22 protein-coding genes, 1 pseudogene and 1 riboswitch are annotated in these 25,848 nt (G+C 59.2%); of the genes and pseudogenes, 16 read left to right on the top strand and 7 right to left on the bottom strand.

Features of this window, described 5'->3' with window-relative positions; translation table 11 throughout:
• The first annotated feature begins 7 nt into the window (after positions 1 to 7).
• Genes CXK91_RS10545 through CXK91_RS10595 form a run of 12 tightly spaced genes read left to right on the top strand, consistent with a single transcriptional unit; the run spans position 8 to position 12,234 of the window.
• Positions 8 to 1,762, top strand: a complete 1,755-nt coding sequence (locus CXK91_RS10545) for a carbamoyltransferase family protein (RefSeq protein WP_103456092.1) — start codon at positions 8 to 10, stop codon at positions 1,760 to 1,762.
• A gap of 48 nt (positions 1,763 to 1,810) precedes the next feature.
• Positions 1,811 to 2,908, top strand: a complete 1,098-nt coding sequence (locus CXK91_RS10550) for a hypothetical protein (protein ID WP_103456093.1) — start codon at positions 1,811 to 1,813, stop codon at positions 2,906 to 2,908.
• A gap of 9 nt (positions 2,909 to 2,917) precedes the next feature.
• The gene (gene pseB, locus CXK91_RS10555; protein ID WP_103456094.1) at positions 2,918 to 3,916 is read left to right on the top strand and encodes a UDP-N-acetylglucosamine 4,6-dehydratase (inverting); all 999 of its coding nucleotides are present in this window, start codon (positions 2,918 to 2,920) and stop codon (positions 3,914 to 3,916) included.
• A 3-nt stretch (positions 3,917 to 3,919) separates the two neighbouring features.
• The gene (gene pseC, locus CXK91_RS10560; RefSeq protein ID WP_103456095.1) at positions 3,920 to 5,080 is read left to right on the top strand and encodes a UDP-4-amino-4,6-dideoxy-N-acetyl-beta-L-altrosamine transaminase; all 1,161 of its coding nucleotides are present in this window, start codon (positions 3,920 to 3,922) and stop codon (positions 5,078 to 5,080) included.
• Positions 5,077 to 5,775: a pseudaminic acid cytidylyltransferase gene (pseF, locus tag CXK91_RS10565; RefSeq protein ID WP_103456096.1), complete on the top strand. Its 699-nt coding sequence runs from the start codon at positions 5,077 to 5,079 to the stop codon at positions 5,773 to 5,775. The genes pseC and pseF overlap by 4 nt, the downstream gene beginning before the upstream one ends.
• A gap of 2 nt (positions 5,776 to 5,777) precedes the next feature.
• A complete protein-coding gene (pseG, locus tag CXK91_RS10570) occupies positions 5,778 to 6,893 on the top strand; it encodes a UDP-2,4-diacetamido-2,4,6-trideoxy-beta-L-altropyranose hydrolase (RefSeq protein WP_103456097.1) in 1,116 nt (371 codons plus the stop codon).
• Between the two features lie 34 nt (positions 6,894 to 6,927).
• A complete protein-coding gene (gene pseH, locus CXK91_RS10575; protein ID WP_103456098.1) occupies positions 6,928 to 7,410 on the top strand; it encodes a UDP-4-amino-4,6-dideoxy-N-acetyl-beta-L-altrosamine N-acetyltransferase in 483 nt (160 codons plus the stop codon).
• Positions 7,411 to 7,421: 11 nt separating this feature from the next.
• On the top strand, positions 7,422 to 8,495 hold the full coding sequence (gene pseI, locus CXK91_RS10580) for a pseudaminic acid synthase (RefSeq protein ID WP_103456442.1): 1,074 nt from the start codon (positions 7,422 to 7,424) through the stop codon (positions 8,493 to 8,495).
• 19 nt (positions 8,496 to 8,514) lie between these two features.
• The gene (locus CXK91_RS22590; protein WP_146048129.1) at positions 8,515 to 9,267 is read left to right on the top strand and encodes a hypothetical protein; all 753 of its coding nucleotides are present in this window, start codon (positions 8,515 to 8,517) and stop codon (positions 9,265 to 9,267) included.
• Between the two features lie 6 nt (positions 9,268 to 9,273).
• Positions 9,274 to 10,245: a glycosyltransferase gene (locus CXK91_RS10585; protein WP_103456099.1), complete on the top strand. Its 972-nt coding sequence runs from the start codon at positions 9,274 to 9,276 to the stop codon at positions 10,243 to 10,245.
• Between the two features lies 1 nt (position 10,246).
• On the top strand, positions 10,247 to 11,050 hold the full coding sequence (locus CXK91_RS10590) for a polysaccharide pyruvyl transferase family protein (RefSeq protein ID WP_103456100.1): 804 nt from the start codon (positions 10,247 to 10,249) through the stop codon (positions 11,048 to 11,050).
• Between the two features lie 8 nt (positions 11,051 to 11,058).
• Positions 11,059 to 12,234, top strand: a complete 1,176-nt coding sequence (locus CXK91_RS10595) for a hypothetical protein (protein ID WP_103456101.1) — start codon at positions 11,059 to 11,061, stop codon at positions 12,232 to 12,234.
• Here the strand turns inward: CXK91_RS10595 and CXK91_RS10600 are convergent.
• The gene (locus CXK91_RS10600; RefSeq protein ID WP_103456102.1) at positions 12,210 to 12,818 is read right to left on the bottom strand and encodes a phosphotransferase; all 609 of its coding nucleotides are present in this window, start codon (positions 12,816 to 12,818) and stop codon (positions 12,210 to 12,212) included. The genes CXK91_RS10595 and CXK91_RS10600 overlap by 25 nt on opposite strands.
• Positions 12,819 to 12,852: 34 nt before the next feature.
• On the opposite strand from CXK91_RS10600, the gene msbA reads away from it, so the two are divergent.
• Positions 12,853 to 14,658, top strand: coding sequence for a lipid A export permease/ATP-binding protein MsbA (gene msbA / locus CXK91_RS10605; protein WP_103456103.1), 1,806 nt, complete (start codon positions 12,853 to 12,855; stop codon positions 14,656 to 14,658).
• A gap of 185 nt (positions 14,659 to 14,843) precedes the next feature.
• Positions 14,844 to 16,265 (top strand): bifunctional D-glycero-beta-D-manno-heptose-7-phosphate kinase/D-glycero-beta-D-manno-heptose 1-phosphate adenylyltransferase HldE, encoded by a 1,422-nt coding sequence (hldE, locus tag CXK91_RS10610; protein ID WP_103456104.1) that lies wholly within the window; start codon positions 14,844 to 14,846, stop codon positions 16,263 to 16,265.
• Positions 16,266 to 16,344: 79 nt separating this feature from the next.
• On the opposite strand, the gene CXK91_RS10615 is transcribed toward hldE, so the two are convergent.
• The 4 genes and pseudogenes from CXK91_RS10615 to CXK91_RS10630 all read right to left on the bottom strand — a co-directional run bounded on the left by CXK91_RS10615 (position 16,345) and on the right by CXK91_RS10630 (position 19,698).
• Positions 16,345 to 17,232, bottom strand: coding sequence for a metal ABC transporter ATPase (locus tag CXK91_RS10615; RefSeq protein WP_103456105.1), 888 nt, complete (start codon positions 17,230 to 17,232; stop codon positions 16,345 to 16,347).
• Positions 17,233 to 17,322: 90 nt separating this feature from the next.
• Entirely contained in the window at positions 17,323 to 18,132 is an 810-nt protein-coding gene (locus CXK91_RS10620; RefSeq protein ID WP_103456106.1) for an aldo/keto reductase, read from the bottom strand.
• Positions 18,129 to 19,304: an NAD(P)/FAD-dependent oxidoreductase gene (locus CXK91_RS10625; RefSeq protein ID WP_102820751.1), complete on the bottom strand. Its 1,176-nt coding sequence runs from the start codon at positions 19,302 to 19,304 to the stop codon at positions 18,129 to 18,131. The genes CXK91_RS10620 and CXK91_RS10625 overlap by 4 nt, the downstream gene beginning before the upstream one ends.
• Before the next feature lie 60 nt (positions 19,305 to 19,364).
• Positions 19,365 to 19,698, bottom strand: a pseudogene (locus tag CXK91_RS10630) (SMR family transporter).
• A 118-nt stretch (positions 19,699 to 19,816) separates the two neighbouring features.
• On the opposite strand from CXK91_RS10630, the gene waaA reads away from it, so the two are divergent.
• Positions 19,817 to 21,085 (top strand): lipid IV(A) 3-deoxy-D-manno-octulosonic acid transferase, encoded by a 1,269-nt coding sequence (waaA, locus tag CXK91_RS10635; RefSeq protein ID WP_103456107.1) that lies wholly within the window; start codon positions 19,817 to 19,819, stop codon positions 21,083 to 21,085.
• A 200-nt stretch (positions 21,086 to 21,285) separates the two neighbouring features.
• On the opposite strand, the gene CXK91_RS10640 is transcribed toward waaA, so the two are convergent.
• Positions 21,286 to 22,740: a TolC family outer membrane protein gene (locus CXK91_RS10640; RefSeq protein ID WP_103456108.1), complete on the bottom strand. Its 1,455-nt coding sequence runs from the start codon at positions 22,738 to 22,740 to the stop codon at positions 21,286 to 21,288.
• A 176-nt stretch (positions 22,741 to 22,916) separates the two neighbouring features.
• Positions 22,917 to 23,023, top strand: a riboswitch (TPP riboswitch).
• A 100-nt stretch (positions 23,024 to 23,123) separates the two neighbouring features.
• Here CXK91_RS10640 and thiC point away from each other — a divergent pair.
• Entirely contained in the window at positions 23,124 to 25,004 is a 1,881-nt protein-coding gene (gene thiC, locus CXK91_RS10645) for a phosphomethylpyrimidine synthase ThiC (protein WP_103456109.1), read from the top strand.
• A gap of 61 nt (positions 25,005 to 25,065) precedes the next feature.
• Here the strand turns inward: thiC and CXK91_RS10650 are convergent, their stop codons facing one another.
• The gene (locus CXK91_RS10650; protein WP_103456110.1) at positions 25,066 to 25,803 is read right to left on the bottom strand and encodes an RsiV family protein; all 738 of its coding nucleotides are present in this window, start codon (positions 25,801 to 25,803) and stop codon (positions 25,066 to 25,068) included.
• Positions 25,804 to 25,848 lie beyond the last annotated feature (45 nt).

A 25,848-nucleotide genomic window follows, 5' to 3' on the forward strand; every position in this document is an offset into this window, starting at 1 on the left:
ATTACCCGTGGCATTGACGATTCTCGGCCTTTCCGGCGCCCTCAGTCATGATCCTTCCGCCGCCCTATACATCGACGGCAAGCTGATCGCCGCCGTTGAAGAAGAGCGCTTCGTACGCGACAAGCATGCCAAGAACCGCATGCCCTATGAGTCGGCGAAGTTCTGCCTGGAACAGGCTGGCATCAAACCGGCGGATGTCGACGTGGTGGCGATTCCCTTCGCACCCATCAGCATCTTCGAGAAGGCGCGCTGGCATTATGCCAAGCGTTACTGGTACGCACCGGATCGTGCGCTGGATGCCATTCTTATGGGCAACCGCCGCTACTACCGTTACAAGAAGCGCATCGAGTGGTGCTTGCAGCAACTGGGCTTTGACCTGAAGAAGGTCAAGCTGCAGCCGGTCGAGCATCACCTGGCCCACGCCTCCAGCGCCTACCATTGCTCGGGCTTCACCGAGAAGACCGCCATTCTCGGTATCGATGGCAAGGGGGAGTACGCCACCACCTTCTTCGGTTGGGGCGAAAACGGCAAGATCCACAAGATCAAGGAGTTCTACGATCCGGACTCCTTGGGCGGGTTGTATGGCGCGATCACCGAATACCTCGGCTTCGAGATGCTCGACGGCGAGTTCAAGGTAATGGGCATGGCGCCCTATGGCGACGCCGCCAAGTACGATTTCTCGCGACTGGCCAAATTCGAGAACGGCGAGCTGACCATTAATACCGATTACGCGAATGTCATCGGCTTCCGTCGCTACAAGGAGAAGGGCAAGGGCTACTACTTCTCTCCCAGGCTGATCGAGTGGCTGGGGCCCAAGCGCGAAGGCGATATCGCCGACGACCCCTACATCCATTACGCGGCCGCCATGCAGGCGCTGTTCGAAAAGCTCGCGCTGCAGATGATGGACTACTACCTGGGCGACATCCTCCGCGAGACCGGCAAGATTGCCTTCGCCGGCGGTTGCGCGCTGAACGTCAAGCTCAACCAGAAGATCATCGCCCGTGACGAGGTCAAGGAGCTTTTCGTCCAGCCCGCGTCTGGTGATGCCGGTACCGCGGTTGGTGCTGCAGCCTATGTTTCGCACCAGCGCGGCGTTCCCGTTGAGAAAATGGAGCACGTCTACCTTGGGCCGTCCTACTCGAACGAGGACGTGATCGCGGCCTGCGCTCGTCATCCGAACAAGCCAGCATGGCAGCAAATCGACGATGTGCCTCAGCGCATAGCGAAAATCATGGTTGAGGGGAATCCGGTCGCCTGGTTTCAAGGCCGTATGGAGTTCGGCCCACGCGCCCTTGGCGGGCGGTCTATTATCGGTTGTCCGAGCATCCCTGGCGTCGCTGATCGGATTAACGAACAAATCAAGTTCCGCGAGCGCTGGCGACCCTTCTGCCCGTCCATGCTCGATACCGTTGCGACGCAGATGCTCAAGGTCGATCATCCGAGCCCGTTCATGACCTTTACCTTCGAGGTCAACGAGGGCTGGAAGGAGCGCGTCGGCGAGGTGATCCATGAAGACGGCACCTCCCGCGCCCAGGTTCTCGAGCGCCGCCACAACCCGCGCTGGTATGACCTGATGCTTGAGTTGGAAAAGCTGACCGGCAATGGCGTGTCGCTGAATACCTCCCTCAATCGCCGCGGTGAGCCGATGATCTGCTCACCGACCGATGCGCTGAACATGTTCTATGGCTCGGATCTGCAGTATCTGATCATGGAGGATATTCTCGTGCTCAAGGGTGACAAGGAGTGGTATGACCAGCCCTGAGGCACGCTGGTGTTCGCTGCCCCTGCTTGTGAGCGAAGGTAAGGACGCGTGAACCATATTGTCTATTTCTCTAAGATGTTCCAGGCCGTTCCTCATCTAGCGCAGGTGGCCACATTGTTGCCTGGCACATTTATTTCCAATCGTCGCACTACGTTGGCGGCCACGCGCAAGCTTTACCCGCAGCTTGAGCAGGCTCGTTATTCGAGGTGGCTGGGGCGATTGGCAGCGGGTAACCGAATGATGAGCGAGGCCGATGTAATAGTTACCGGGTCGCCGTATCGCAGTTTCCTGAAGCCCTACGCGTCGAAGAAATGTACCGTTTTTCATGGCACCTACATGTTGCTGAGCAAGGATGCCTTTCTGAGCAATGCGCACTTCGACCTGCTATGTGTGATTGGGCCGCGTATGCAGCAAATGATTAACCGGTTTGCCGATCAGGTAGAGGTCAATACCGCTGCTACAGGATTTCTTCCGTTTTGCGAGTTCCCAGAGAAGTCTCCAGAGCAGCGCGAATCCGTGCTGCTTGACTTGGGCTTGGCGCCTGACCGGCAAACCATACTTTTTACGCCGAGTCGTCGTGGCGTTGGGTCATGGGATTTGCTGGCAGAGAGCTTGGTGCAGAACACTCCCGCGCAGTTCAATCTCATCTTGCGGCCTCATCCCAGCCAGGCATTGACTTCACGTGCCAAGGACCGCGATAGCTTCCGGCGAGTGGCGGCCCTGGCTAAGAGGCGCCCGCATACATTGCTGGATCTGACGTCCTATCCGCTTTCCACGCTCCTGTCGGTGGCTGACCTGATGGTGTCGGATGCCAACTCCCCTGCCGAGGAGTCTCTGTTCTACGATGTGCCGCAGCTGTTAATCGAGACCCCCCAGTTTTCGCGAGAAGTATTGGCCCAAATGGGGCGTGACGAGGGGATGCACCCTGGCGACATGGATCAGTTGTTGACGCTTTACGACTGCGGACCCTCGGTATTTATAAATGAAGAAGGGGTGGATCTTTCCTCTTCTATCGAAAGAGCTTTTGTGGAGCGAGACGATCGCGCACGGCGGCGTCAGGGTTATTTCTCGTGGGTATTTGGCAAGCGAGATCGTTTGGCCAACCAGCGGGTCGCCGAAGCTATATCCGCCAGCTTTCTTAATTAGGTGAACAGTATGTTGAGAGATAAGGTCATCCTTGTTACCGGTGGCACCGGCTCGTTCGGCAACACCTTCGTGCCGATGACCCTCGCCAAGTACAACCCCAAAAAAATAATCATCTTTTCTCGTGACGAGATGAAGCAGTGGGACATGGCCAAGAAGTTTGAGGGCGACAAGCGTGTGCGCTTCTTCATCGGCGACGTGCGTGACAAGGACCGTCTCTACCGTGCGCTGGATGGCGTCGACTACGTGGTGCATGCGGCAGCAACCAAGATCGTGCCGACCGCTGAATACAACCCCTTCGAGTGCGTCAAGACCAATGTTGACGGCGCCATGAACCTGATCGACGCCTGCATCGATAAAGGCGTCAAGGGGGTGGTCGCCCTCTCCACTGACAAAGCCAGCAGTCCAATCAACCTATACGGCGCTACCAAGCTGGCCTCCGACAAGCTGTTTGTCGCCGGTAACTCTTATTCCGGGGAGCATGGCACCCGCTTTTCTGTAGTGCGCTATGGCAACGTCATGGGATCGCGCGGTTCGGTCATTCCTTTCTTCATGTCCATCAAAGACAAGGGCGTGCTGCCGATCACCGACGAGCGCATGACGCGTTTTATGATCTCGCTTGAGCAGGGCGTCGAGCTGGTTTGGCATGCGTTCGAGGACATGGAAGGCGGCGAGATCTACGTGAAGAAGATTCCGTCAATGAAAGTGACGGATCTGGCCCGCGTTGTGGCTCCCGAGGCACAGCATGAGATCATCGGTATTCGCCCGGGCGAGAAACTGCATGAGCAGATGATCAGCGCGGAGGATGCCTACTACACGTACGAGTATCCCGAGCACTTTAAAATTCTGCCGACCATTCACAGTTGGGCCATCTGCCCGAAGCGTATCAAGGATGGCAAGAAGGTCCCCGAAGGCTTCGTCTATGCCAGTGACAACAACAGCGAGTGGATGAGCGACGCCGATTTGCAGGCCTGGATCGACGCCCATTGCGAAAAAATCGGGAGCATCTGAGCGATGATTCCCTACGGCCGTCAAGACATCACCCAGGCCGATATCGACGCGGTGGTGACTGTGCTGCAATCAGACTTCCTCACTCAGGGACCGATGGTGCCGCGCTTCGAGCAAGCCGTGGCGGAGTATGTAGGTGCTCGCCATGCGCTGGCTGTGAACAGTGCTACCTCGGCGTTGCACATTGCCTGCCTGGCTCTGGGGCTTGGTCCCGATGACTACCTGTGGACAACGCCGATCACTTTCGTTGCCTCGGCCAACTGCGGCCTTTACTGTGGCGCTCAGGTCGACTTCGTCGATATTGATCCGCGCACCTATAACCTCTGCCCCAAAGCCTTGGCTCATAAGCTGGAGCAGGCCGAGCGCGACGGCAAGCTGCCCAAAGTGGTGGTCGCCGTGCATCTGTGTGGGCAACCCTGCGATATGCAGGCAATCCACGAACTAGCCCATCGCTACGGGTGCAAGGTCATCGAGGATGCTTCGCACGCCATCGGAGGCAAATACCGCGGCGAATTCATCGGCAACTGCAGCTATAGCGACATCACGGTGTTCAGCTTCCACCCGGTAAAGATCATCACCACCGCGGAGGGCGGGATGGCGCTGACCAACGATGCGGAATTGGCCGGCAAGATGGCTCTGCTGCGCAGTCATGGCATCACTCGCGATCCGGCACTGATGACCCACGATGCCGATGGGCCCTGGTATTACCAGCAGATCGACCTCGGCTTCAACTACCGCATGACGGAGCTGCAGGCTGCGCTGGGCATAACCCAGATGGAGCGCCTGGACCACTATGTTGCGCGCCGCCATCAGTTGGCCCGGCGTTATGACGAACTGCTGGCCGGTTTGCCGATCACCACGCCCTGGCAGCATCCGGACAGCTACTCTGGCCTGCACCTCTACGTCATTCGCCTGCAGCAGGAAAAGATCGACAAGACTCATAGGCAGGTATTCGAGTTGCTGCGCGAGCTGGGCATTGGCGTCAACCTGCACTACATCCCGGTACATACTCAGCCGTACTACCAGCGCATGGGCTTCCAGGTCGGGAATTTCCCTGAGGCCGAATGCTATTACGCCGAGGCCATCAGCCTGCCAATGTTCCAGACCATGAGCGAGGATCAGCAGGACGAGGTGGTTGCCGCGGTACGCCAGGTGATCGCCTCGTGAGAGTGGCGATGATACCCGCCCGCGGCGGCAGCAAGCGTATCCCGCGTAAGAACGTCAAGTCGTTCTGCGGCAAGCCGATGATTGCCCGCTCGATCGAAGCTGCGCTGGAAAGCGGCTGCTTTGACCGGGTCATCGTCTCGACCGACGATGCTGAAATCGCTGAAATCTCCTGCAACCATGGCGCTGAAGTACCTTTCATGCGTCCGCCTGAACTTTCCGATGACCATACTGGGACCGTCCCGGTCATTCGTCATGCAATCGAGTGGCTGCTCGCCAACGGTGAGTGCCCGCAGCAGGTGTGCTGTATCTATGCCACCGCGCCCTTCATAAGTGGTGAAGATATCCGCCGAGGGTTACAGGTGCTGGGTGAAAGCCATTGTGATTACGCCTTCTCGGTCACCAGCTATGCTTTTCCGGTCCAGCGCGCGATACGCATTACTCATGAAGGTCGTGTGAGCATGCTCCAGCCTGAGCATTGCAATACTCGCTCTCAGGATTTAGAAGAGGCCTACCATGACGCGGGACAGTTCTATTGGGGGCGTGTCAGCGCGTGGCTGGAAGGTAAGCCTGTTTTCGGCTCGCATTCAGCGCCGGTCCTGCTGCCACGCCATCGTGTTCAGGATATCGATACCCCCGAAGACTGGGTGCGCGCCGAGTGGCTGTTCAAGGCAATGCAAGGGCAGACGGAGCAGTGACCATGAAGGTTGCTTTTCGTGTTGATGCTTCGTTGCAAATGGGTAGCGGCCATGTGATGCGTTGTCTGACCCTGGCCGATGCGCTTGCTGCCCGCGGTGCGGCATGCGTGTTCATCTGCCGCGCGCACCCAGGCAACCTGCTTGACTTAGTTCGCAGCAAGGGGCATGCCGCCCAAGCCCTGCCGGTAACGTCGGCATCTGCAGGAGCGAGCTCGCTTGAGTTCACTGCCATTGGCGATGAACCGGTCCCCGTCCACAGTCATTGGCTCGGGGCCACCCAGGACGAAGATGCCGAGGCCTGCGCGCCCATTCTTGCCGAGCTGCAGCCGGACTGGTTAATCGTCGATCACTACGCATTGGATGCCCGCTGGGAGCTGCTCCTCAGAGCACATTGCCGACGGCTGATGGTTATCGACGACTTGGCTGACAGGGCTCACGCGTGCGACCTGCTGCTCGACCAGACCTTTGGCCGTGATGCCAAGGACTACCAAGCATGGGTGCCCAGCAATTGCCAAATGCTATGCGGTTCGCAATATGCACTGTTGCGTCCTGAATTCGCCGCTCTGCGCGCCTACAGCCTGCAGCGGCGCGCCAGGCCGCAGCTGCGTCAATTGCTGATCACCATGGGCGGTGTCGACAAGGACAATGCCACCGGGCAAGTGCTGATGGCTCTACGCGTCTGTCCGCTCCCCGCGGACTGCCGAGTCACCGTGGTCATGGGCGCTACCGCACCCTGGCTGTCCGAGGTGAAGCAGCTAGCCCGGGAAATGCCCTGGCCAACTCGGGTTCTGGTCGGCGTGAACGATATGGCGCAACTGATGGCCGATAGCGATCTGGCGGTCGGCGCAGCAGGCGCTACCTCATGGGAGCGTTGCTGCCTGGGCCTTCCGACGATCATGATAGTGCTGGCCAACAATCAGTGGCAGGTCGCTCAAGGCCTCGAAAAGGCTGGAGCGGCGTCGGTCATTGAACGACGTCAGGACATTGCCGAGCTCCTGCCTATCCATCTTTCTGCCTTGACCGAACCTATCATATCCCTCCAGACCATGAGTCAGCTCGCTATGCCTATAGTCGAGGGGCGGGGCGCTTACCTTATCGCTCGGCTATTGGAGGCTTGACGTGACCCTAGTGCCTCAACAGCGGGTACGACCGATGACCGCAGCCGATCTTGAAAAGGTATTGGCTTGGCGCAATCATCCGGACATCCGGCGCTATATGTATACCCAGCACGAGATCTCGCTGGAAGAGCATGCTCGCTGGTTCGAAAAAGCCTCGCGGGACGCCGGGCTCCATCTGCTGGTGTTCGAAAGCGGCGCCATGCCGTTCGGTTTCGTCAAAATCCAACAGATCGCCCCCGGAGGGGTAGGCGAATGGGGCTTCTATGCCGCTCCTGATGCACCCAAGGGCACCGGGCGGCAGCTGGGCCTGGCCGCGTTGCGCTATGCCTTCACGAAGGCGGCGATGCACAAACTCTGCGGTCAGGCGATGATCTACAACGAGCGCTCCATCCGCTTTCATCAAACTCTAGGCTTCCAAAAGGAAGGGCTCCTGCGCCAGCACCATTTCGATGGGCTGAGCTACCACGACGTTGTGTGTTTTGGCCTGCTTGCGAACGAGTGGCAGGCAAACCTCTGAGAAAAATGACCATGTCGAACATTCCCAATATCAGCATTGCCGGCCGCCGCATTGCCAGCGATACGCCGCCTTATATCATCGCCGAGCTGTCTGCTAACCATAACGGCAGGCTGGATACCGCGTTGCGGATCATCGAGGCGGCAAAAAAGGCCGGTGCCGATGCAATCAAATTACAGACTTACACTGCCGACACCATTACGCTGAACTGCGATTCCGAAGAGTTTCAAATTCATGGCGGTCTGTGGGACGGAAAGAGCCTGTACCAGCTCTATCAAGAGGCTCACATGCCCTGGGAGTGGCATCAGCCGCTATTCGAGCATGCACTCAAACTCGGTATAACGATCTTCAGTTCGCCCTTTGACAGTACTGCCGTCGATCTGCTGGAAGACCTCAATTCGCCGGCCTACAAGATTGCTTCCTTCGAGGCGGTGGACCTGCCGCTGATCAAATACGCCGCCAGCACCGGCAAGCCGATGATCATCTCTACCGGTATGGCCGATGCGGAAGAAATTCAGGAGGCTATTGATGCGGCCCGCGAAGGCGGCTGCAAGGAGCTGGCCATCCTACACTGTGTCAGTGGCTACCCAGCTCCGGCTGAAGACTACAACCTGCGTACTATTCCCGACATGATGCAGCGTTTTGGACTAGTTACGGGCCTGTCGGACCATACGCTGGACAACACAACTGCAATAGCCAGCGTAGTCCTCGGCGCCTCTATTATAGAAAAGCATTTCACTCTCGACCGCACCGGCGGCGGTCCCGACGACAGTTTTTCGTTGGAGCCGACAGATCTTGCGGCATTGTGTCGGGACAGCACGACTGCCTGGGCTGCGCTGGGTGGCATCGACTACGGACGAAAATCGAGTGAGCAAAGCAATGCTCAGTTTCGGCGTTCTTTATATTTCGTTAAGCCGTTAAAGGTCGGGGAAGTTATTACTGCCGATGCGGTCCGCAGTGTAAGACCCGGTTTTGGCGCCCCCCCAAAATGTCTTGAGCAAGTACTTGGCAGTCGCGTAAATAGAGATGTTTCAGCCAATACGCCTGTAAATTTGGAAGTATTAGATTTATCAGCGTTTTCTGAATAGAATCTCAAAGGGGTTGAGGATGTCGGGTTCTCTGCGCGATTTGTACAATAATTTTCGATACGAGTATTCTGTAATAGTTCACGCGGGATTTGAAAGGCAAGCGAGTTACCTTGCGGGGGGCAAAGCTCAGCAGTTTATCTATTTCAATCCACAAAAGGTTAGGCGGTGCTTAAATAAAGTCTCGGTGCGCTCTCCCCAGTTCTGTATTGACAGAGGTTGGGCTGACAGTGACGTGGTAGATATTGCTCTGGCTCGTAGTGCGATTGTTGAAACAGTTCGTCTTATGTTTTTGGAAGGAAAAAATTATAAGGATACGCCTCAGTATGAGGTTATGCTAAAGGCAGTTCTTTCTGGCCCTGCTACGGCTAAGCAGCTTGGAGATTACTGGTGTCGAACTATCAAAGATATCGACGTCTATTTTCAATCTCTTGAGCAAGCCTATCGACGAATATCAACTGAGGGTTACAAAACCCAAGCGCAACTGACTGGCGAAGGATCTGCGCTTGGAATGAAAAAAGATGATGAAATAAAGCTTTATGTGGATCGATCTGGAGAGCTGATTTTAGGTGGGGGCGGAACTCACAGACTATGTATAGCCAAAAGTCTAGAGCTTTCTAGCATCCCTGGGATAGTGAGAGGGGTCGATTTGCGATGGGCTCGGAGCGTTTATAAAGCGAATGGTATTCGACGGCTGGATGACTCGCTGTCAGCATCCTTGCAAAGTGATAGCTGGGCTCAATGTGAGCGGCTAGCTCGAGTGCAAGGGGAGTGAGCCGTTTTGAAAATATTGATGCTTGTAATGGATGAGCAGCGCATCATTCTCGAACGTCTCTATGAGTCCGTTCGCATAAATAGTGATGAGTGCAAGATTGTACGCCTGAGCAAATCGGAGCAGAAGCGTCTAGGCAATGTGTTGCGCAAGCACGATAGTCCCGCCTATGACCGTGTTGTGATCTTTTCCCGGCTCAAAAGACTGCGGTGCCAAGTTGATGTCTTACGATGCGTTCCTGGGTTGGTGTTTATTGAGCATGACGCTTGCCAGAATTATATGCGTACTAGTAAATATCATGGTCTCTATTCGCGCTTTTACCAAAGGTTACCTTGGGCGCGGGTGGTCAGTTCGGGGGCTGGCGTGGCCAGGCGCTTGCGCAGCGAAGGGGTCGATGCCCGTTTCGTTTCTAAGGGCTATGACGAAAAGCTGATTATGGATCTGGGGCGTAAGCGCGATATTGATGCTGCTTTTCTTGGTAGCGTGAACGGTCACTCTTATCAAGAGCGAAGGAGAATGCTGGAGTCGATAGCGACGCAAACCGATTTGCTGGTTACTCGCACCGAGTCCGGGTTGCAGTATGTAGAGTCGCTCAATCGTATACGTATCTTCGTTAGTGCCGACGTCGGTATGGGCGAGTACATGGTTAAGAATTTTGAAGCCATGGCCTGTGGTTGCGCGCTGTTGGCGTGGAGCCAAGGTTCGGAAGAAGATTCTGCTATGGGATTTGAAGATGGTAAGAACGTTATGCTCTATCGTTCAGCCGATGAGGCAGTAGCGAAACTTCGACAGCTCAAAGCCGATCCAGATCTTGTTGCGCGTATCGCCCTGGCAGGCCAGGCGTTTGCTGTTGAACGCTATTCTTTTGCTCGTGTTGGGCGAGACTTGGCGCGTACGATTGCCGAGCCCATGCGCCCTTGGCCTGGGTTGAGCTGCTGGCGGCGGGCATGGGTGCGCTTACGATATGGATTGAAAACCTAACATGACGACAATCAAGCTCTACTGGTGCCGTGGAAAAGGGCGTAGCGACCCTAGTCAGCGTAATTTCGGTGACTATCTGTCGCCGCTGTTGGTGGAGATGCTGGCGGGCAAGCAAGTGGAGTATACGCCGGTCAGCCGAGCCGAAATGATGGCTATAGGCTCGATCTTGCCGAGGGAACGTAAAGCCAGGCGTTTCTTTTTGCCGCGTCGCTTGCATGTATGGGGAGCGGGTACAGATGCGCCGGGTCTGAGTTTCTCGTCGCGACACTACTACCATGCATTACGGGGCGTTAAAAGCTGCGAGCAGGTAGCTGGCTTGCGTGATAGCCCTGCGCTAGGTGATCCGGGTTTGTTGGCCGGTCACTGGTGGGGTGACCGTGTTAAGCCTGCGAAGACTCACCGAGTCGGTATCATTCCGCATTATGTTGATCGTGAGCATCCCGCCATAATTGATGCGTCGAAGTTGCCAGGTGTGTTGTTGATAGATGTTTTCTGGCCGGTCGAAGAGGTGTTGCGTGCGATACAGTCCTGCAGTTTCGTGCTGTCCTCCAGCATGCATGGTCTAATCGTGGCGGATGCCTTCGAGGTGCCCAATCGGCGCCTCCGTCTGTCTAACGGATTGATTTCCGACTTTAAGTTCGTTGATTACTATTCCGCTTTTTCGCTGAAGGAGCCCGAGCCTCTAAACGCTTCAGCCCTCCGGTGCCTTGAACGAGAGGATGTGGCTGAGTTGATTGGCGAGTATGTGCGGCCAGGTTTGTTCAACTTGCAGGCCGGTCTGCTGCGTTCGTTCCCAAATTTCTGAGGTATCTAATGACGTGGGCTGGCAAAGAGTGGCTGCGTTACGGCCCTTGTTTGTACGCAGCGCTGTTTGGATTGTTCTGTCTGGCGTTTTATCTGCCGCTGTCTTCCAAGGCGATCAATAATATTTTCTATGCAGGCTTGGCCCTACCCTGTCTTGGGTGGTTGCTGTTGCGACCAGCATCCTTGAGCTTGCTGATCCGCCCTTTTGGCTGGCTGGTAGTTCTGTTGGTGGCATTGGTAGCGCTGGATGCGGGCGATGCGGCCGGTCTGAAGAATGCGCTATACCTATTGCTTTTTTTCTCCAGTTGTCTGCTGTTGGAAGGCCGTCGCTGGGATGTGAATGCGGTTTACGGGGTATGTGCTTGGATCAGTTTGGGCATTCTGGTGTTTGTGCTCCTCGATTGGCTATGGGTCTGGCAGCAGAGCGGAAAATGGGTGCGCTACGGCCGCTTTCTTGGCGAACCGATCAATCCGGTACATTTTTCACTTCTCATTAGTCATGCTCTGATTTTCCTCTGGCTATTCCGGTTGGCAGAAGACCTTGAGCGGCGTTCGTCATTGGCTCTGTCCGTAGGGCTGCTATTGCTGGGCGGCGCCGTTCTGCTGTGTGCGACGGTCTTTCAATCTCGCTCGACGCTGGTAGGTTTCGCTCTGTTTTTTATTGGTTATTTGTTGTATCAGCGCATGGTCTTGCTGGGGTTGGTGATAATGCTGCTTCTAGGTGGGCTGCTATTCGCCTTGGGCGGAGATGAGCTGTTGCTGCGGCGTGGTTTCAGCTATCGCTTGGATATTTGGCAGGATGCCTGGTCGCGCCTGGTCAACCATTGCAGCATCTTTTTTGGCTGCGGGGTCGATGAATATCGCTTTTTGGGACGATTCGAGCACGCACATAGCGGCTACTTTGCCATTCTCTATCGTAATGGTCTGTTAGGTGGTGCGTTGTTCTGCCTATTCGCGTTGTTGTGGCTAGGCTACGCGTTGCGTACTCGCTCACGCTGGCTCTTATTGGCGCTGCTCGGCTGGGGTAGTCTGCTAACAACCAGCAATGGGGTGCTGACTTCGCCGCAGCCGCTATGGATCTATTTCTGGTTGCCTGTTTTCATGGCCGTGTTGGATGGCCAGCAAAATGCGGTAAGTAAGTATCTTTTATTACGCCGTGCTCAACCCCGCTCGCAGCTCCGATAATGTGCGATTAGGAGGTCAATAGGAAAACTCGTCAATTTGTGCCGGCTCAGGTAGTCCCTCAAATGCTGAATGTTGCGTTGCACCAGCCACGGGCTAAGTGGGCGTCGCTTGCACTGCAAATCCAAGACATCGATCAAGCCGTGGCCGCCGTCGGGCAGAAACAGAATATTTCCCAAGTGCAGAGAGCGGAAGTAGATACCTTGCCGATGCAGTTGATATATAAAACTGGCCAAAGAAGGTAGTAGCTGTTCTACCTGCAGCGGGGCTTGTCGGTACAGTTGTTCGATGGATTGTCCGGGAAGTGGGCGATAGATGCATGCACTGAGCCCTGCTTGGCGGTCGAGCCAGAGCAGCTCCACCACCGCGGGAGCTGGTACGCCAGCTTGGCGTAGCTGCCTTGCGTTATAGGCGAAACGCTTGGCGGCGGGCCGTAATCGCGCCAGCCAGGGTTGGCGACGACTATGGAATATTTTTAAGAACAAGCCGTTGGCTAAGACGACAACCTTAGGGCCCCTGGAATCCTTCTCAAGCACCTTGCCGCTAGCCAGCCAGCTTTCCAATTCCTGCGCTGTTACAATCCGCATCTTGTTCCTCTAGCCGTTTCATGGGGCTCGCCGAATGGCCAATTCTACCCAGCAATCCAGCGTAAAGGTGTATCTGCGGTTGCTGCGCTACGTGCTCCCCTATTGGGGGCTATTCACAATCAGCCTTCTCGGTTTCCTCCTTTTCGCCTCCACCCAGCCAATGCTGGGCTACATTCTCAAATTTTTCGTTGATGGGCTGAATAACCCGGATGCCAGCTTTTTCGCCCAGGTGCCCCATCTGAAAGAGCTGGAGTGGCTGGCCGAGTTGAAACTGCTGCAAGCCGTGCCGTTGTTGATCGTGCTAATTGCGTTGATGCAGGGTATCGGCTCGTTTCTCGGTAACTATTTTCTGGCCAAGGTCTCCCTCGGCTTGGTTCATGACTTGCGCGTCGCGCTGTTCAACAACCTGCTGACGCTGCCCAATCGCTACTTCGACAGCCACAACTCCGGCCATCTGATTTCGCGCATCACCTATAACGTGACGATGGTCACCGGTGCAGCGACCGATGCGATCAAGGTGGTGGTGCGAGAAGGCATGACCGTCATTTTCCTGTTCGGCACGCTGCTTTGGATGAACTGGAAGCTGACCATGGTGATGGTGGCTATTCTTCCCGTCATTGGTGTCATGGTTTCCAGCGCCAGCAAGAAATTCCGCAAGCAGAGCAAGAAGATTCAGGTCGCGATGGGTGATGTCACCCATGTCGCGTCCGAAACCATTCAGGGCTACCGGGTAGTACGTAGTTTCGGCGGCGAGACTTACGAGCAGCATCGCTTTTTCGGCGCAAGCACGGATAACACCGCCAAGCAGTTGCGCATGGTCAAGACCAACGCGGTTTACACGCCAACCCTGCAGTTGGTGATCTACAGTGCGATGGCGCTCCTGATGTTCTTGGTTCTGTTGCTGCGCGGGGATGCGTCGGCGGGCGATCTGGTGGCCTACATCACGCTGGCGGGCCTGTTGCCAAAACCGATCCGGCAGCTTTCGGAAGTCAGTTCGACGATTCAGAAGGGTGTGGCTGGTGCAGAGAGCATTTTCGAACAGTTGGACGAGGCCCAGGAAATCGATAGCGGTACGCTTGAGCGTGATCGGGTCAAGGGGCGTCTCGACGTCAGTAACCTGAGTTTCGTCTATCCAGGCACTGACAAACAGGTGTTGCACGATATCAGCTTCACGGTCGAGCCAGGGCAGATGGTGGCGCTGGTTGGCCGTTCGGGCAGCGGCAAGTCGACGCTGGCAAACCTGATTCCTAGGTTTTACCAGCATGATCGAGGGAAGATCTTGTTAGATGGCGTTGAGATCGCAGATTACAGGCTACGCAACCTGCGTCGGCACATCGCCCTGGTCACACAGCAGGTCACGCTGTTTAACGACACGGTTGCCAATAACATCGCGTATGGCGATCTGGCCGGCGCACCGCTGGAAGATATCCAGCGTGCGGCCCGCGACGCCTACGCCGATGAATTTATTGAGCAGATGCCTGAGGGTTACCAGACCCAGGTCGGAGAAAATGGCGTGCTGCTTTCCGGCGGTCAACGACAGCGTCTGGCCATCGCCCGTGCGCTGTTGAAGAACGCGCCGGTATTGATTCTGGACGAGGCGACCTCTGCGCTGGACACCGAATCCGAGCGTCACATCCAGGGCGCGCTGGATCATGCGATGACGGGGCGCACCACGCTGGTGATCGCGCACCGCCTGAGTACTATCGAAAAGGCTGATCTCATTTTGGTGATGGAGCAGGGGCGTATCGTCGAGCGTGGTACGCACGCCGAATTGCTTGTGGCCAATGGTGCCTATGCCAGGTTGCACGCAACACAGTTCAAGGATGAGGGCGAGGCCTAGGCCGAGCGGCGAACGGCGAAAACGCAGAATGATGTACGCACGGCCTGTCAGGTTCGGTCGATTTCACAGCGCCGCAGGTCCGTAACTCTCTGCGATCGCCATGCTCTCCCTGTGTTTACGGCAAGAATTCGCCAGCCCCATGCTGCTATGCTTTGCAGCGTTTTTTCTTCCGCCCCGGAGCCCTCATGAAGCTGTCCATGCCCCGTTTCGACCAAGCCCCCGTTCTGGTAGTGGGCGATGTCATGCTCGACCGTTACTGGCATGGTGGCACGTCGCGGATTTCGCCGGAGGCGCCGGTGCCGGTGGTCAAGGTCGAGCAGATCGAGGATCGTCCCGGTGGTGCGGCAAACGTCGCGCTGAACATCGCGGCGCTGGGCGCTCCGGCTGCTCTGGTTGGTGTGACCGGTGACGACGAAGCGCGTCAGAGCCTGGCTGACAGCCTTGCCGCAGCGGGAGTGCAGGCGCATTTTCAATGCGTTGGGCATCAGCCCACTATCGTCAAGCTACGCGTGATGAGTCGCCATCAGCAGCTGCTGCGCATGGATTTCGAAGAGCCGTTCGACACGGATCCGGCCGCACTGCTGGCGGATGTGGAAGGCTTGTTGGCCGGGGTCAAAGTGCTGGTGCTATCGGACTATGGCAAGGGTGCACTGAAGAATCACCAGGCGCTGATCCAGGCTGCGCGCCGCCACGGCATTCCGGTGCTAGCCGACCCGAAGGGCGAGGATTTCGAAATCTATCGCGGTGCCTCGCTGATTACGCCGAACCTTGGCGAGTTCGAGGCTATCGTTGGCCATTGTGCCGATGAGTCCGAATTGGTGAGCAAAGGCGCCGAGCTGATGAGCAAGCTTGAGCTCCAGGCGTTGCTGGTCACCCGGGGCGAGCACGGCATGACTTTGCTGCGCCCCGATCACGCCCCGCTGCACCTGCCTGCCCGCGCCCGCGAGGTGTTCGACGTCACCGGTGCCGGTGATACCGTTATCTCCACCTTGGCCGCTGCGATCGCTGCGGGTGAAGAGCTGCCGCAAGCCGTCGGATTGGCTAACCTCGCCGCGGGCATAGTGGTCGGCAAGCTGGGGACTGCCTGCATCAGCGCACCCGAGTTGCGCCGTGCGGTTCAGCGCGAGGAAGGTTCGGAGCGCGGTGTAATGACCGTCGAGCAACTGCTTACCGTGGTTGAGGATGCACGTGCCGAGGGCGAGAAGATCGTCTTCACCAATGGCTGTTTCGACATCCTGCATGCCGGTCATGTGACCTATCTGGAGCAGGCCCGTGCGCAGGGCAATCGGTTGGTCGTCGCGGTCAACGACGATGCGTCGGTAAGTCGTCTGAAAGGCCCGGGCCGGCCAATCAATTCGGTGGATCGCCGCATGGCCGTGCTGGCCGGCCTGGAGGCAGTGGATTGGGTGGTGTGCTTCCCGGAGGACACGCCGGAAAGCCTGCTGGCCCAGGTTCGCCCCGATGTGCTGGTCAAGGGCGGCGACTATGGCGTTGATCAGGTGGTCGGTGCCGATCTGGTCAAGGCGTATGGTGGCGTGGTGAAGGTGCTGGGGCTGGTGGAAAACAGCTCGACCACCGCCATCGTCGAGAAGATCCGTAGCCGCTGAGTCTGAGTACGGACGCGGCACCGCCAGCGTATCGTCAGCCAAAGGTGGATAGCCGCTTTCCGTGGCTATCCACTTCGCTTTAACGGGCTATCGCCACCGGCCGTGCCGCCCACCAATCGCGCCAGCGAACGCGCTCGTCGCGCACTACCCAGCCTTCCTGCGGCGCAAAGCTTTCCGAGAGCCACAGGCCGCGGGTGTTCACTGGGCTGAACTGGCCGTTGCGCAGTTGCAACAGCTGATCCTGTGGCTGGCCCTGATGCAGAGGAATCAGGTAGATATCGGGCCGGCTGCGCTCCAGTCGCGCGACCAGTTGGCCGTCTTCCAGGCGTTCGTCGACATGGAAAAGGCTCAGCTGTCGCGTCTCCTTCGGTAGCTCCATGCGCATGTCATAGACCAGCTGCAGCGATGCGGTCGGCAGGTGTACATAGGCGCGAGGACGCTCCATCAGCACCATGTTGCCGCACTGCACCGGGCGCGTGGCGCCGGATTGCGAGGCGAGCTTGAAGTGCACCGCCTCGCGGTAGTGCAGGCTGGCCTGGTACGGAGTGGGCAGCCAGGTATCGCCGAAACGCCCGGCAAGCCAGCCTTCAGGGGTTTCCAGCAGGCATTCTTCGGCGATTTCCTGGATGGCGGTAAGCAGCGGCAGGTTCAGCTCATGGGCCGGGATGTAGCCGGAAATCAGCTTGAGGACAACGTCACCACGGTCCGGCCGCTGCTGACGGACCAGCACCCAGTATTCGCGGCCCTGCCAGCTCATGGTCAGACGCACCGACACGCCGAGATTGGCCAGTTCGATGGCAAAGCGGCCCGGATCGGAAACATCAACCGGGCGGCGGCGCTCGATCACTTCGCTGAAGTTCAACGGCCTGCCCAGACTCTGGTAGCTCAGGTTGTCCTGACTGGCCTCGACATAGAGGGGCAGGGTCTTGAATGCGGCAGGGCTCTTGCGCACCAGAACTCTTGGCATTCGGTTTCTCCTTGCGGCGAAGACAGTAACCGCGCGGTATCAGCGTAATAAGCTCCCGCGCAGCGGATGAACGTTGCCGCCAGGACCGTTTCAGTTGCCGGTCAGAACGGCAGCAGCAGTCCGTACGTTAGCCGTCAAATGCTGCAGATTGATAGTGCCGATGATCGCGCCACTGACCCCAGGGTGGCTGAACAGCAACTCGAAGCTGCGGCGCACCGGGTCTTCACCTGGCTTGAGGCAGGCGTGGCCGCTGGCCAGGGCCTTCTTTATCAGAATGCCCTTACCGTGGGCTGCAGCGTAGTCGAGCACCGGTCGCTCGGCCTGCTCGTTGAGGTTGTAGGTGACCATTGCGCAGTCGCCCTGCTGCAGCGCCAGCAGCCCGCCATCCACAGTCTTGCCGGAAAGGCCGTAGCCGAGAATCTTGCCCTCGCGCTTGAGCTCGGCAAGGGCCTGGTAGACCTCGGCGTGCTGCAGGATGTCCAGATCGTTGCCATCGGAATGCACCAGCACCAGCTCGATGCGGTCGGTACGCAGGCGCTTGAGGCTGCGTTCGACCGAAAAGCGCGTATGCGCGGCGGAAAAGTCGAAGCGCGACTGGCCGTTCTCGAACTGCTCGCCGACCTTGCTGACGATCACCCACTCATCGCGCTGGCCGGCCAGCAGAGGGCCCAGCCGCTCTTCGCTGACGCCGTAGGCCGGGGCGGTATCGATCAGGTTGATGCCCAGATCGCGGGCCAGAGCCAGCAGCTGGCGAGCCTGAGCATCGTCGGGAATGGCGAAGCCGCTGGGATATTTCACGCCCTGGTCACGTCCGAGCTTCACCGTTCCCAGACCCAGCGGCGAGATATTCAGGCCGGTGCTGCCCAGCGGACGGTGCAACTCATGCAGCGTTGCGTTCATGGCAGCAGTCCTTCCCAGAACGGCCCGGTCAACGGTGGTCGCGGCAGTTCCGGTAGCGCGGGATGCTGGCCGGGACGAATGCCGTCGCGGGCGAGGGCGGCTTCGACTCGGTCGGAAAAGTCCGGCGATAGCGCCAGCTTGGTCGGCCAGCCGACCAGCAGGCGGCCCTGCTCGGCGAGAAAGGCATTGTCCGGACGGGCGAGGGCCGATTGCGCAGGCTCGGCGCGGTCGATGCGCAGCGTCGCCCAGTGCGCTGCGGACAGGTCGATCCAGGGCACCAGCTCGGCCAGCTCCTTCTTCGCCGCGGCGATCTGGCGGGATTCGTCGCGTGCCACGCCGTCGGCTTCGGCGAGATCGCCGCCGAGATACCAGACCCACTCGCCGTCTGCCGCCGGATGGCTGGTCACGGTGATGCGCGGTTTGGTGCCTCCGCCCAGGCAGTGGGCGTAGAGCGGCTTGAGCGTCGGCGCCTTGACGATGACCATGTGCAGCGGGCGGCGCTGCATGGCCGGCTGTTGCAGGCCGAGCGAAGCGAGCAGCTCTGCCGTTCCGCCGCCGGCGCTGAAGACGATGCGCTGAGCGCGGATCTCGCGGCTGTCGACGCGCAGGCCGACCAGCTCGTTGCCATCGAGTAGCGGTTCGACCTGCTGGCCGGCGAGCAGGCTGTTACCGGCCAGCTCGGCCAAACGGGCGATCAGGCTGGGCACATCGAGCACCAGTTCGCTGAGGCGGTAGACCTTTCCTTTGAATTTAGGATGTTGCAGCGCGGGTGGCAGTTCGTCGCCCTTGACCTGACCAACCCGCGAGCGCACCGCCTTGCTGGCGAAGAAGCTGGTGAGGTTGCCGGCCAGGGTGCCGGGCGACCAGAGGTAATGAGCATCGGAGAGCAGGCGCACGCCGCTGAGATCCAGTTCGCCGTTGCCTTCGAGAGCCTCGCGCCAGCGCCGCGGCATGTCGGCGATGGCTTCGGATGCGCCGGTGAGGGCGCCGCTCAAGGCGTACTTGGTGCCGCCATGAATGATGCCCTGGGACTTCACGCTCTGCCCGCCACCCAGCGTTCCCTTGTCCACCAGCAACGTGGCAAAACCTTGTCTGCGCAGGCGCGCGTTGAGCCAGAGGCCGGCGACGCCGCCGCCAACGATCAGGACGTCGGTGCTGAGGGATTCAGGCATGTGCAGACCTCGGATAAGGAAACGGATGCGCAGTATAACTGCATGCAGTTCGCAGGGCGTTCAGTGGCCGGTGCTGCCGAAGAGCAGCTGAATGACCGCCACACCGGCGATGATCTGGGTCATGCCGAGCATCGCCGGCAGGTCCAGGTCCAGGTCCAGGTCCAGGTGCTGGCGATAGATCATCGCCGCAGCGATGCTGACCAGTACGATGCCCGGGCCCGCCCGGATGGCGTAGGCGATCCCCACCGGAATCGTCTTCACCACCAGCGCCAGCATCCAGAACGACAGGCTATAGCAGGGGCAGAGGGCGGCTGAAGCCGGTCTGGGCTTTCATCGAGATGGTGGCGACCACTTCGGCGCAGATGGCGATGGCCAGGTAAACGTAACCGGACATGGGAAATCCTGATCGTGGGCTGGAGAAGGTGAACTTCGTTCGGTCGCGTCCTCGCCAACTAGCTAGTCACTGCGGTGGTTGTGGCTCGCCGGCAGGCGGCTTGCTAAGCTCCGCGCCCATGAATCGCACCCTCTACACCCTTCTGTTCCATCTTGGCCTACCGCTGGTATTTCTGCGTCTGCTCTGGCGCGCCAGGCAAGCGCCGGCCTATTCGCGGCGTATCGGCGAGCGTTTCGCCTTCGGCCTTCCGCCGCTTCGCCCGGGCGGTATCTGGGTACATTCGGTGTCGGTCGGCGAGAGCATCGCCGCGGCGCCGATGATCCGCCAGCTTATGGCGCGCTATCCGCAGCTGCCGATTACCGTCACTTGCATGACACCGACCGGCTCGGAGCGGATTCAGGCGCTGTTCGGTGACAGCGTGCAGCACTGCTATCTGCCCTATGATCTGCCCTGGGCGGCTGCGCGGTTTCTTGACCGCGTGCGGCCGAAGCTGGCGGTGGTGATGGAAACCGAACTCTGGCCCAACCATATCCATCAGTGTGCACGCCGCGGCATTCCGGTAGCGCTGGCCAATGCGCGCTTGTCCGAGCGCTCGGCCCGCGGCTACGCGCGCTTCGCCCGCCTGACCGCGCCGATGCTGGCCGAGCTGAGCCTGATTGCCGTGCAGACAGAGGCTGAAGCCGAGCGTTTCCGCCAGCTCGGTGCGCGCCGCGAGTGCGTCGACGTGACCGGCTCGATCAAGTTCGATCTGACCATCGACCCGGCGCTGCTGGCGCGGGCGAAGGAATTGCGCGGCCAATGGGCGGCACTGGAGCGGCCATTATGGATCGCCGCCAGTACTCACGCTGGCGAGGACGAGATCATTCTCGCTGCTCATCGCCAACTGCTCAGCGAGCATCCGCAGGCGCTGCTGATCCTGGTGCCCAGGCACCCGGAGCGCTTTGCCTCGGTGTACGAGCTGGCGGGTAGGGAGGGGTTTTCCGCCGTGCGCCGCTCGACGGGCGAGGCGGTTGGCGCCGGCACCCAGGTGCTGGTCGGCGACACCATGGGCGAGCTGCTGTTTCTTTACGCACTGGCGGATATCGCCTTTGTTGGCGGTAGTTTGGTGCCCAATGGCGGGCACAACCTCCTTGAGCCCGCAGCGCTGGGCAAGCCGGTGCTCAGTGGTCCGCACCTGTTCAACTTTCTCGAGATATCGGTGCAGCTGCGCGATGCCGGTGCTCTGCGCGAAGTGCATGATGCCGCGCAATTGTCTCTGACAGTCAGCGAGCTTTGGCGCGACCCGGATGTGGCAGAGCGTATGCGCAATGCCGGCCTCGGCGTGCTCAGGGCCAATCAAGGGGCGCTGGAGCGATTGCTGGCAGGTTTGGGGCGATTGCTCGGCTAGCGGTTGCGTCAGGCCTGGAAGGTAAAGCCTGCACGACTGCCGCCGCCGTCCGTGGTGCGCGAGCTTGGTGGGCGGAGGCCCACCCTACGGACCGGCCGCGTTGCAGCTTCCCACCGCTGGTACTTCGTTTTGCTTGGCGGCGAGCTTGGTGGGCTTGAGCCCACCAATCTGCGGGTCAATCAAACACAGCGGCTTTCTGATCAATAGTCAATTCGCACCGGCTGACCGATGGTCTGCGGCAGATCCGGCGGCAAGAAGTCGGTGTCCGGGTTGTAATCGGGCTTCAGGTAGGCCGCCAGCTGCTGCAGGTCGTCCGGGTTCAGCGTGCCGGCGGCCTGTTTCAGACGCAGGTTGTCGAGAATGTAGTCGTAGCGGGCGTTGTTGTAGTCGCGCACAGCGCCATACAGCCGGCGCTGAGTGTCGAGCACGTCGACGATGTTACGCGTGCCGACCTGATAGCCGATTTCAGTAGCCTCGAGCGCGCTCTGGTTGGAGATGATCGACTGCCGGCGGGCTTCGACCTGCTCGATATCGGTATTCACCGCCCGATGCAGATTGCGTGTGGATTCGACCACCTGGCGGCGCAGGCTTTCGCGCTGCTGCTCGCTCTGGCTGAGCTGGTAATACGCCTCGCGGCTCTGCGAGGTGGTCAGCCCGCCGCTGTAGAGCGGGATGTTCAGCTGCAGGCCAATGCTGCGTTGTTCGACATCGCCGGTATAGCGCGGCATGTCGACGCTCGGGATGCTCTGGGAATTGCTGAAACCCAGCGAGTCGTTGTCGCCCTTGCGATAGGACGCCACCGCATCGAGCGTCGGTGCATGGCCGGAGCGGCGCTGGCGCAGGGTTTCTTCCGCCGCTGTCACCGCGTAATTCACTGCCAGCAGGTTGAGGTTCTGCCGCGTCGCCGTATCGACCCAGGCCTTGGCTTCGTTAGGTATCGGGGCCAGCACCGGCAGGGTGTGGCGGATGCCTTCCAGCGCGATGTATTCGCGGTTGGTCAGGGTGAAGAGAGCCTGGAAGGCGTCGTCAACCTGGCGCTGCGCGATGGAGCGGTTGGCCCGCGCGGTATCGAATCCGGCCTGGGCCTCGAGCACGTCCGTCTTGTCGGAAAGGCCGACCTCGAAGCGCTCGTTGGCCTGATCGAGCTGGCGCTTGAATGCGGCTTCTTCGGCTTTTACCGCGGCCAGATTGTCCTGCGCGCGTAGCACGGCGAAGTAGGCCTGGGCGCTCTGCAGGATCAGGTCCTGCTCGGCAATGGAGTATTCGATTGCGGCTTGCTCGCTCACGGCTTCCGCGGCCTTGAGCTGGAACCAGCGATCGGCACGGAAGATCGGCTGGCTCAGCGTTGCCTGATAGGCGGTGCCACTGCGTGACAGCGAGGTGGAGCCCATGCTGGTGTCGACGTCGGTTTCAGTGTCACTCATCTCGGCGCCAGCGCTGAGATTGGGTAATAGGCCAGCGCGTGCCTGCGGCACGATCTCCTGGCGAGCACGGAATTGCGCGCGGGCTGCAGCCAGGTCGGCGTTGTTGTTGACGGCTTGCTGATAGACGCTGACCAGGTCGGTCTTGCTGGCGAGCGGGACGGTCTCCTGCGCCCAGGCCGCTCCGGCGGTGATGGTGGCCACGGCGAGAGCCAGGGGGAGTCTGCGCAGCATTGTTGGGTCCATCCTGAATAGAGCTGAGGAGCAAGGCTAAGCGGCAGTTGACAAGGGGTCAAGGCGCATGTGCGGGCAGGCCGGTAGCGGCTATGTCAGGCGGGGTGAATGACCGAACGGTCGACTACTTTCGCCGTCGCCATGGCGTTCGCACCGGCTCTTGATTAGACTCGATGGCGTTCTTGTCGGGGTGCCTTGAAGCGAAGGCTGAGATCGGAAAGTTCCGGATCCCGTTGAACCTGATCAGGTTAAGGCCTGCGTAGGGAACAAGATGTGCTCGCCAGTCGTTCGGCCAGCTCTCTCGGCGCCAGTTCCGGCGCGCCCGATGCCCTTGCCATCCGTGTTTTCAGGTTCGCTCCGACAATTCTCTAGGAGCCAGCCTGATGCGTGTAGAACAACAAAACCTGAGTGAGTCCGCCCAGGTCGACCAGCAGTCGATCCAGCCCTTCCCGCGCTCGCAGAAAGTCTATGTGCAGGGTTCACGCCCTGATATCCGCGTGCCGATGCGTGAGATCAGTCTTGATGTAACGCCTACGGATTTCGGTGGTGAAATCAATGCGCCTGTAGTTGTCTACGATACCTCCGGTCCCTATACCGATCCGAGTGTGCAGATCGACGTGCGCAAGGGCCTGGCCGATGTGCGCAGCGCCTGGATCGATGACCGTGGCGACACCGAACTGCTCGACGGCCTGACCTCGAATTTCGGCCAGCAGCGGCTGGCAGACGCCGAGCTGACCAAGATGCGCTTCGCACACGTGCGCAACCCGCGCCGCGCCAAGCCGGGTAAGAATGTCAGCCAGATGCACTACGCGCGTCAGGGCATCATCACGCCGGAAATGGAATTCGTCGCCATCCGCGAGAACATGAAACTGCAGGAAGCCCGTGCCGCCGGTTTGCTCACCGAACAACACGGTGGGCAGAGCTTTGGTGCCTCGATCCCGAAAGAAATCACGGCTGAGTTCGTGCGCGAAGAAATCGCCCGTGGCCGCGCCATCATTCCGGCGAACATCAACCATACCGAGCTCGAGCCGATGATCATCGGCCGCAACTTCCTGGTGAAGATCAACGGCAACATCGGCAACAGTGCCCTCGGCTCGAGTATTGAGGAAGAGGTCGCCAAGCTGACCTGGGGCATTCGCTGGGGCTCGGATACGGTAATGGACCTGTCCACCGGCAAGCACATCCACGAAACCCGCGAGTGGATCATCCGCAACTCGCCGGTACCCATCGGCACCGTGCCGATCTACCAGGCGCTGGAAAAGGTCAATGGCGTTGCTGAAGACCTGACCTGGGAGCTGTTCCGTGACACACTGATCGAGCAGGCAGAGCAGGGCGTGGACTACTTCACCATCCATGCAGGCGTGCTGCTGCGTTACGTACCGCTGACCGCCAAGCGGGTCACCGGCATCGTCAGCCGCGGCGGCTCGATCATGGCCAAGTGGTGCCTGGCGCACCATAAAGAGAATTTCCTCTACACTCATTTCGACGACATCTGCGAAATCATGAAGGCCTATGACGTGTCCTTCTCCCTGGGCGATGGCCTGCGTCCGGGCTCGATTGCCGATGCCAACGACGCCGCGCAGTTCGGCGAGCTGGAGACGCTTGGCGAGCTGACCAAGATCGCCTGGAAGCACGATGTGCAATGCATGATCGAAGGCCCCGGCCACGTACCGATGCAGCTGATCAAGGAGAACATGGACAAGCAGCTGGAATGCTGCGACGAGGCGCCGTTCTACACCCTCGGTCCGCTGACTACCGATATCGCCCCAGGCTACGACCACATCACCAGCGGCATCGGCGCGGCCATGATTGGCTGGTTCGGTTGCGCCATGCTCTGCTACGTCACGCCGAAGGAGCACCTAGGTCTGCCGAACAAGGATGACGTCAAGACCGGGATCATCACCTACAAGATCGCCGCGCACGCCGCCGACCTTGCCAAGGGCCACCCGGGCGCACAGATCCGCGACAATGCCCTGTCCAAGGCGCGCTTCGAGTTCCGCTGGGAAGACCAGTTCAACCTCGGCCTGGACCCGGACACCGCCCGCAGCTACCACGACGAAACCCTGCCTAAGGATTCGGCCAAGGTGGCGCATTTCTGCTCCATGTGCGGGCCGAAGTTCTGCTCGATGAAGATCACCCAGGAAGTGCGCGAATACGCGGCGCAGAACGGGCTGACTGACGAGCAAAAAGCAATTGAGGCCGGCTTCGCCGAGCAGTCCTCACGCTTCAAGGACGAGGGGTCAGTGATCTACAAACAGGTGTGATTGACGAGGCCTGAGCGAGACGTTGCGGGCCGGTGGATTTAGCCGGCCCGTGCCATCCTGATCAGAGATATTCCGGTTTCAAAATGCCCTTGAGCTGTTCACGCGGTATGACCAGCTCGGGGTGCCCGCTTGAATACGGAGCGATGCTGTACACATCGTATTTGAGCAGCACACTGTCCTTGAGCAGCGCGACATGAGCGGTCTGCTGGAACGGCCAGAAGTCGATGAACTCGGCGTCCTGATCGTGCTCGTTCTCCACCAGCCAGCGCTGATGCGTCTGGCGTGCGGCGCGCCAGAAGTTGCCCTCTTGCCCTGGGATCAGCAGATCTTCCAGGCGCAGTTCCTTGTTCCGCTCCCGGTCGTAGTTGATGAATCCACGGCCAGGCATTCCATGGGCTCCACCTACGTAGAGATAGCTGGACAGCTCGATAACCAGAATATCGCCGTGTTGTTCACGTAGTTTGGCCTGCAGGTAGCTGCTCCAGGTCGGCTCAGCCGTGCTCAGGAACTGCTCCTCATAACTCCGTAGCGATTCAGGTAGTCGATCATCCGGACCATTGATGGTCATCCGCCGCAGACGCGCATCGATCAGGCGATTCAGTTCCGGTTCGTCGGCAAATTCCAGGGAGTCGATGTTTACCAGCGGGCAGCTTTCCTCTTTGCAACCCGCAGGTCGCTGTTCCGTAACGTTCTGGCGGACCTCGAGTGGGCGTTCCGACGCGAAGTGCTGGCAGCCGCTCAGCAGCACGGCAAGGCTGCTCAGCATGATGAGATTGCGGATGGATGCGGTTGGATTCATGGTTCGTCCAGACATGACAGTGCGCTTTCGATTACCGACCAGGCG

Origin of the sequence: Stutzerimonas stutzeri, assembly GCF_002909485.1 — a bacterium.
Taxonomy (GTDB): Bacteria; Pseudomonadota; Gammaproteobacteria; order Pseudomonadales; family Pseudomonadaceae; genus Stutzerimonas; species Stutzerimonas stutzeri_AH.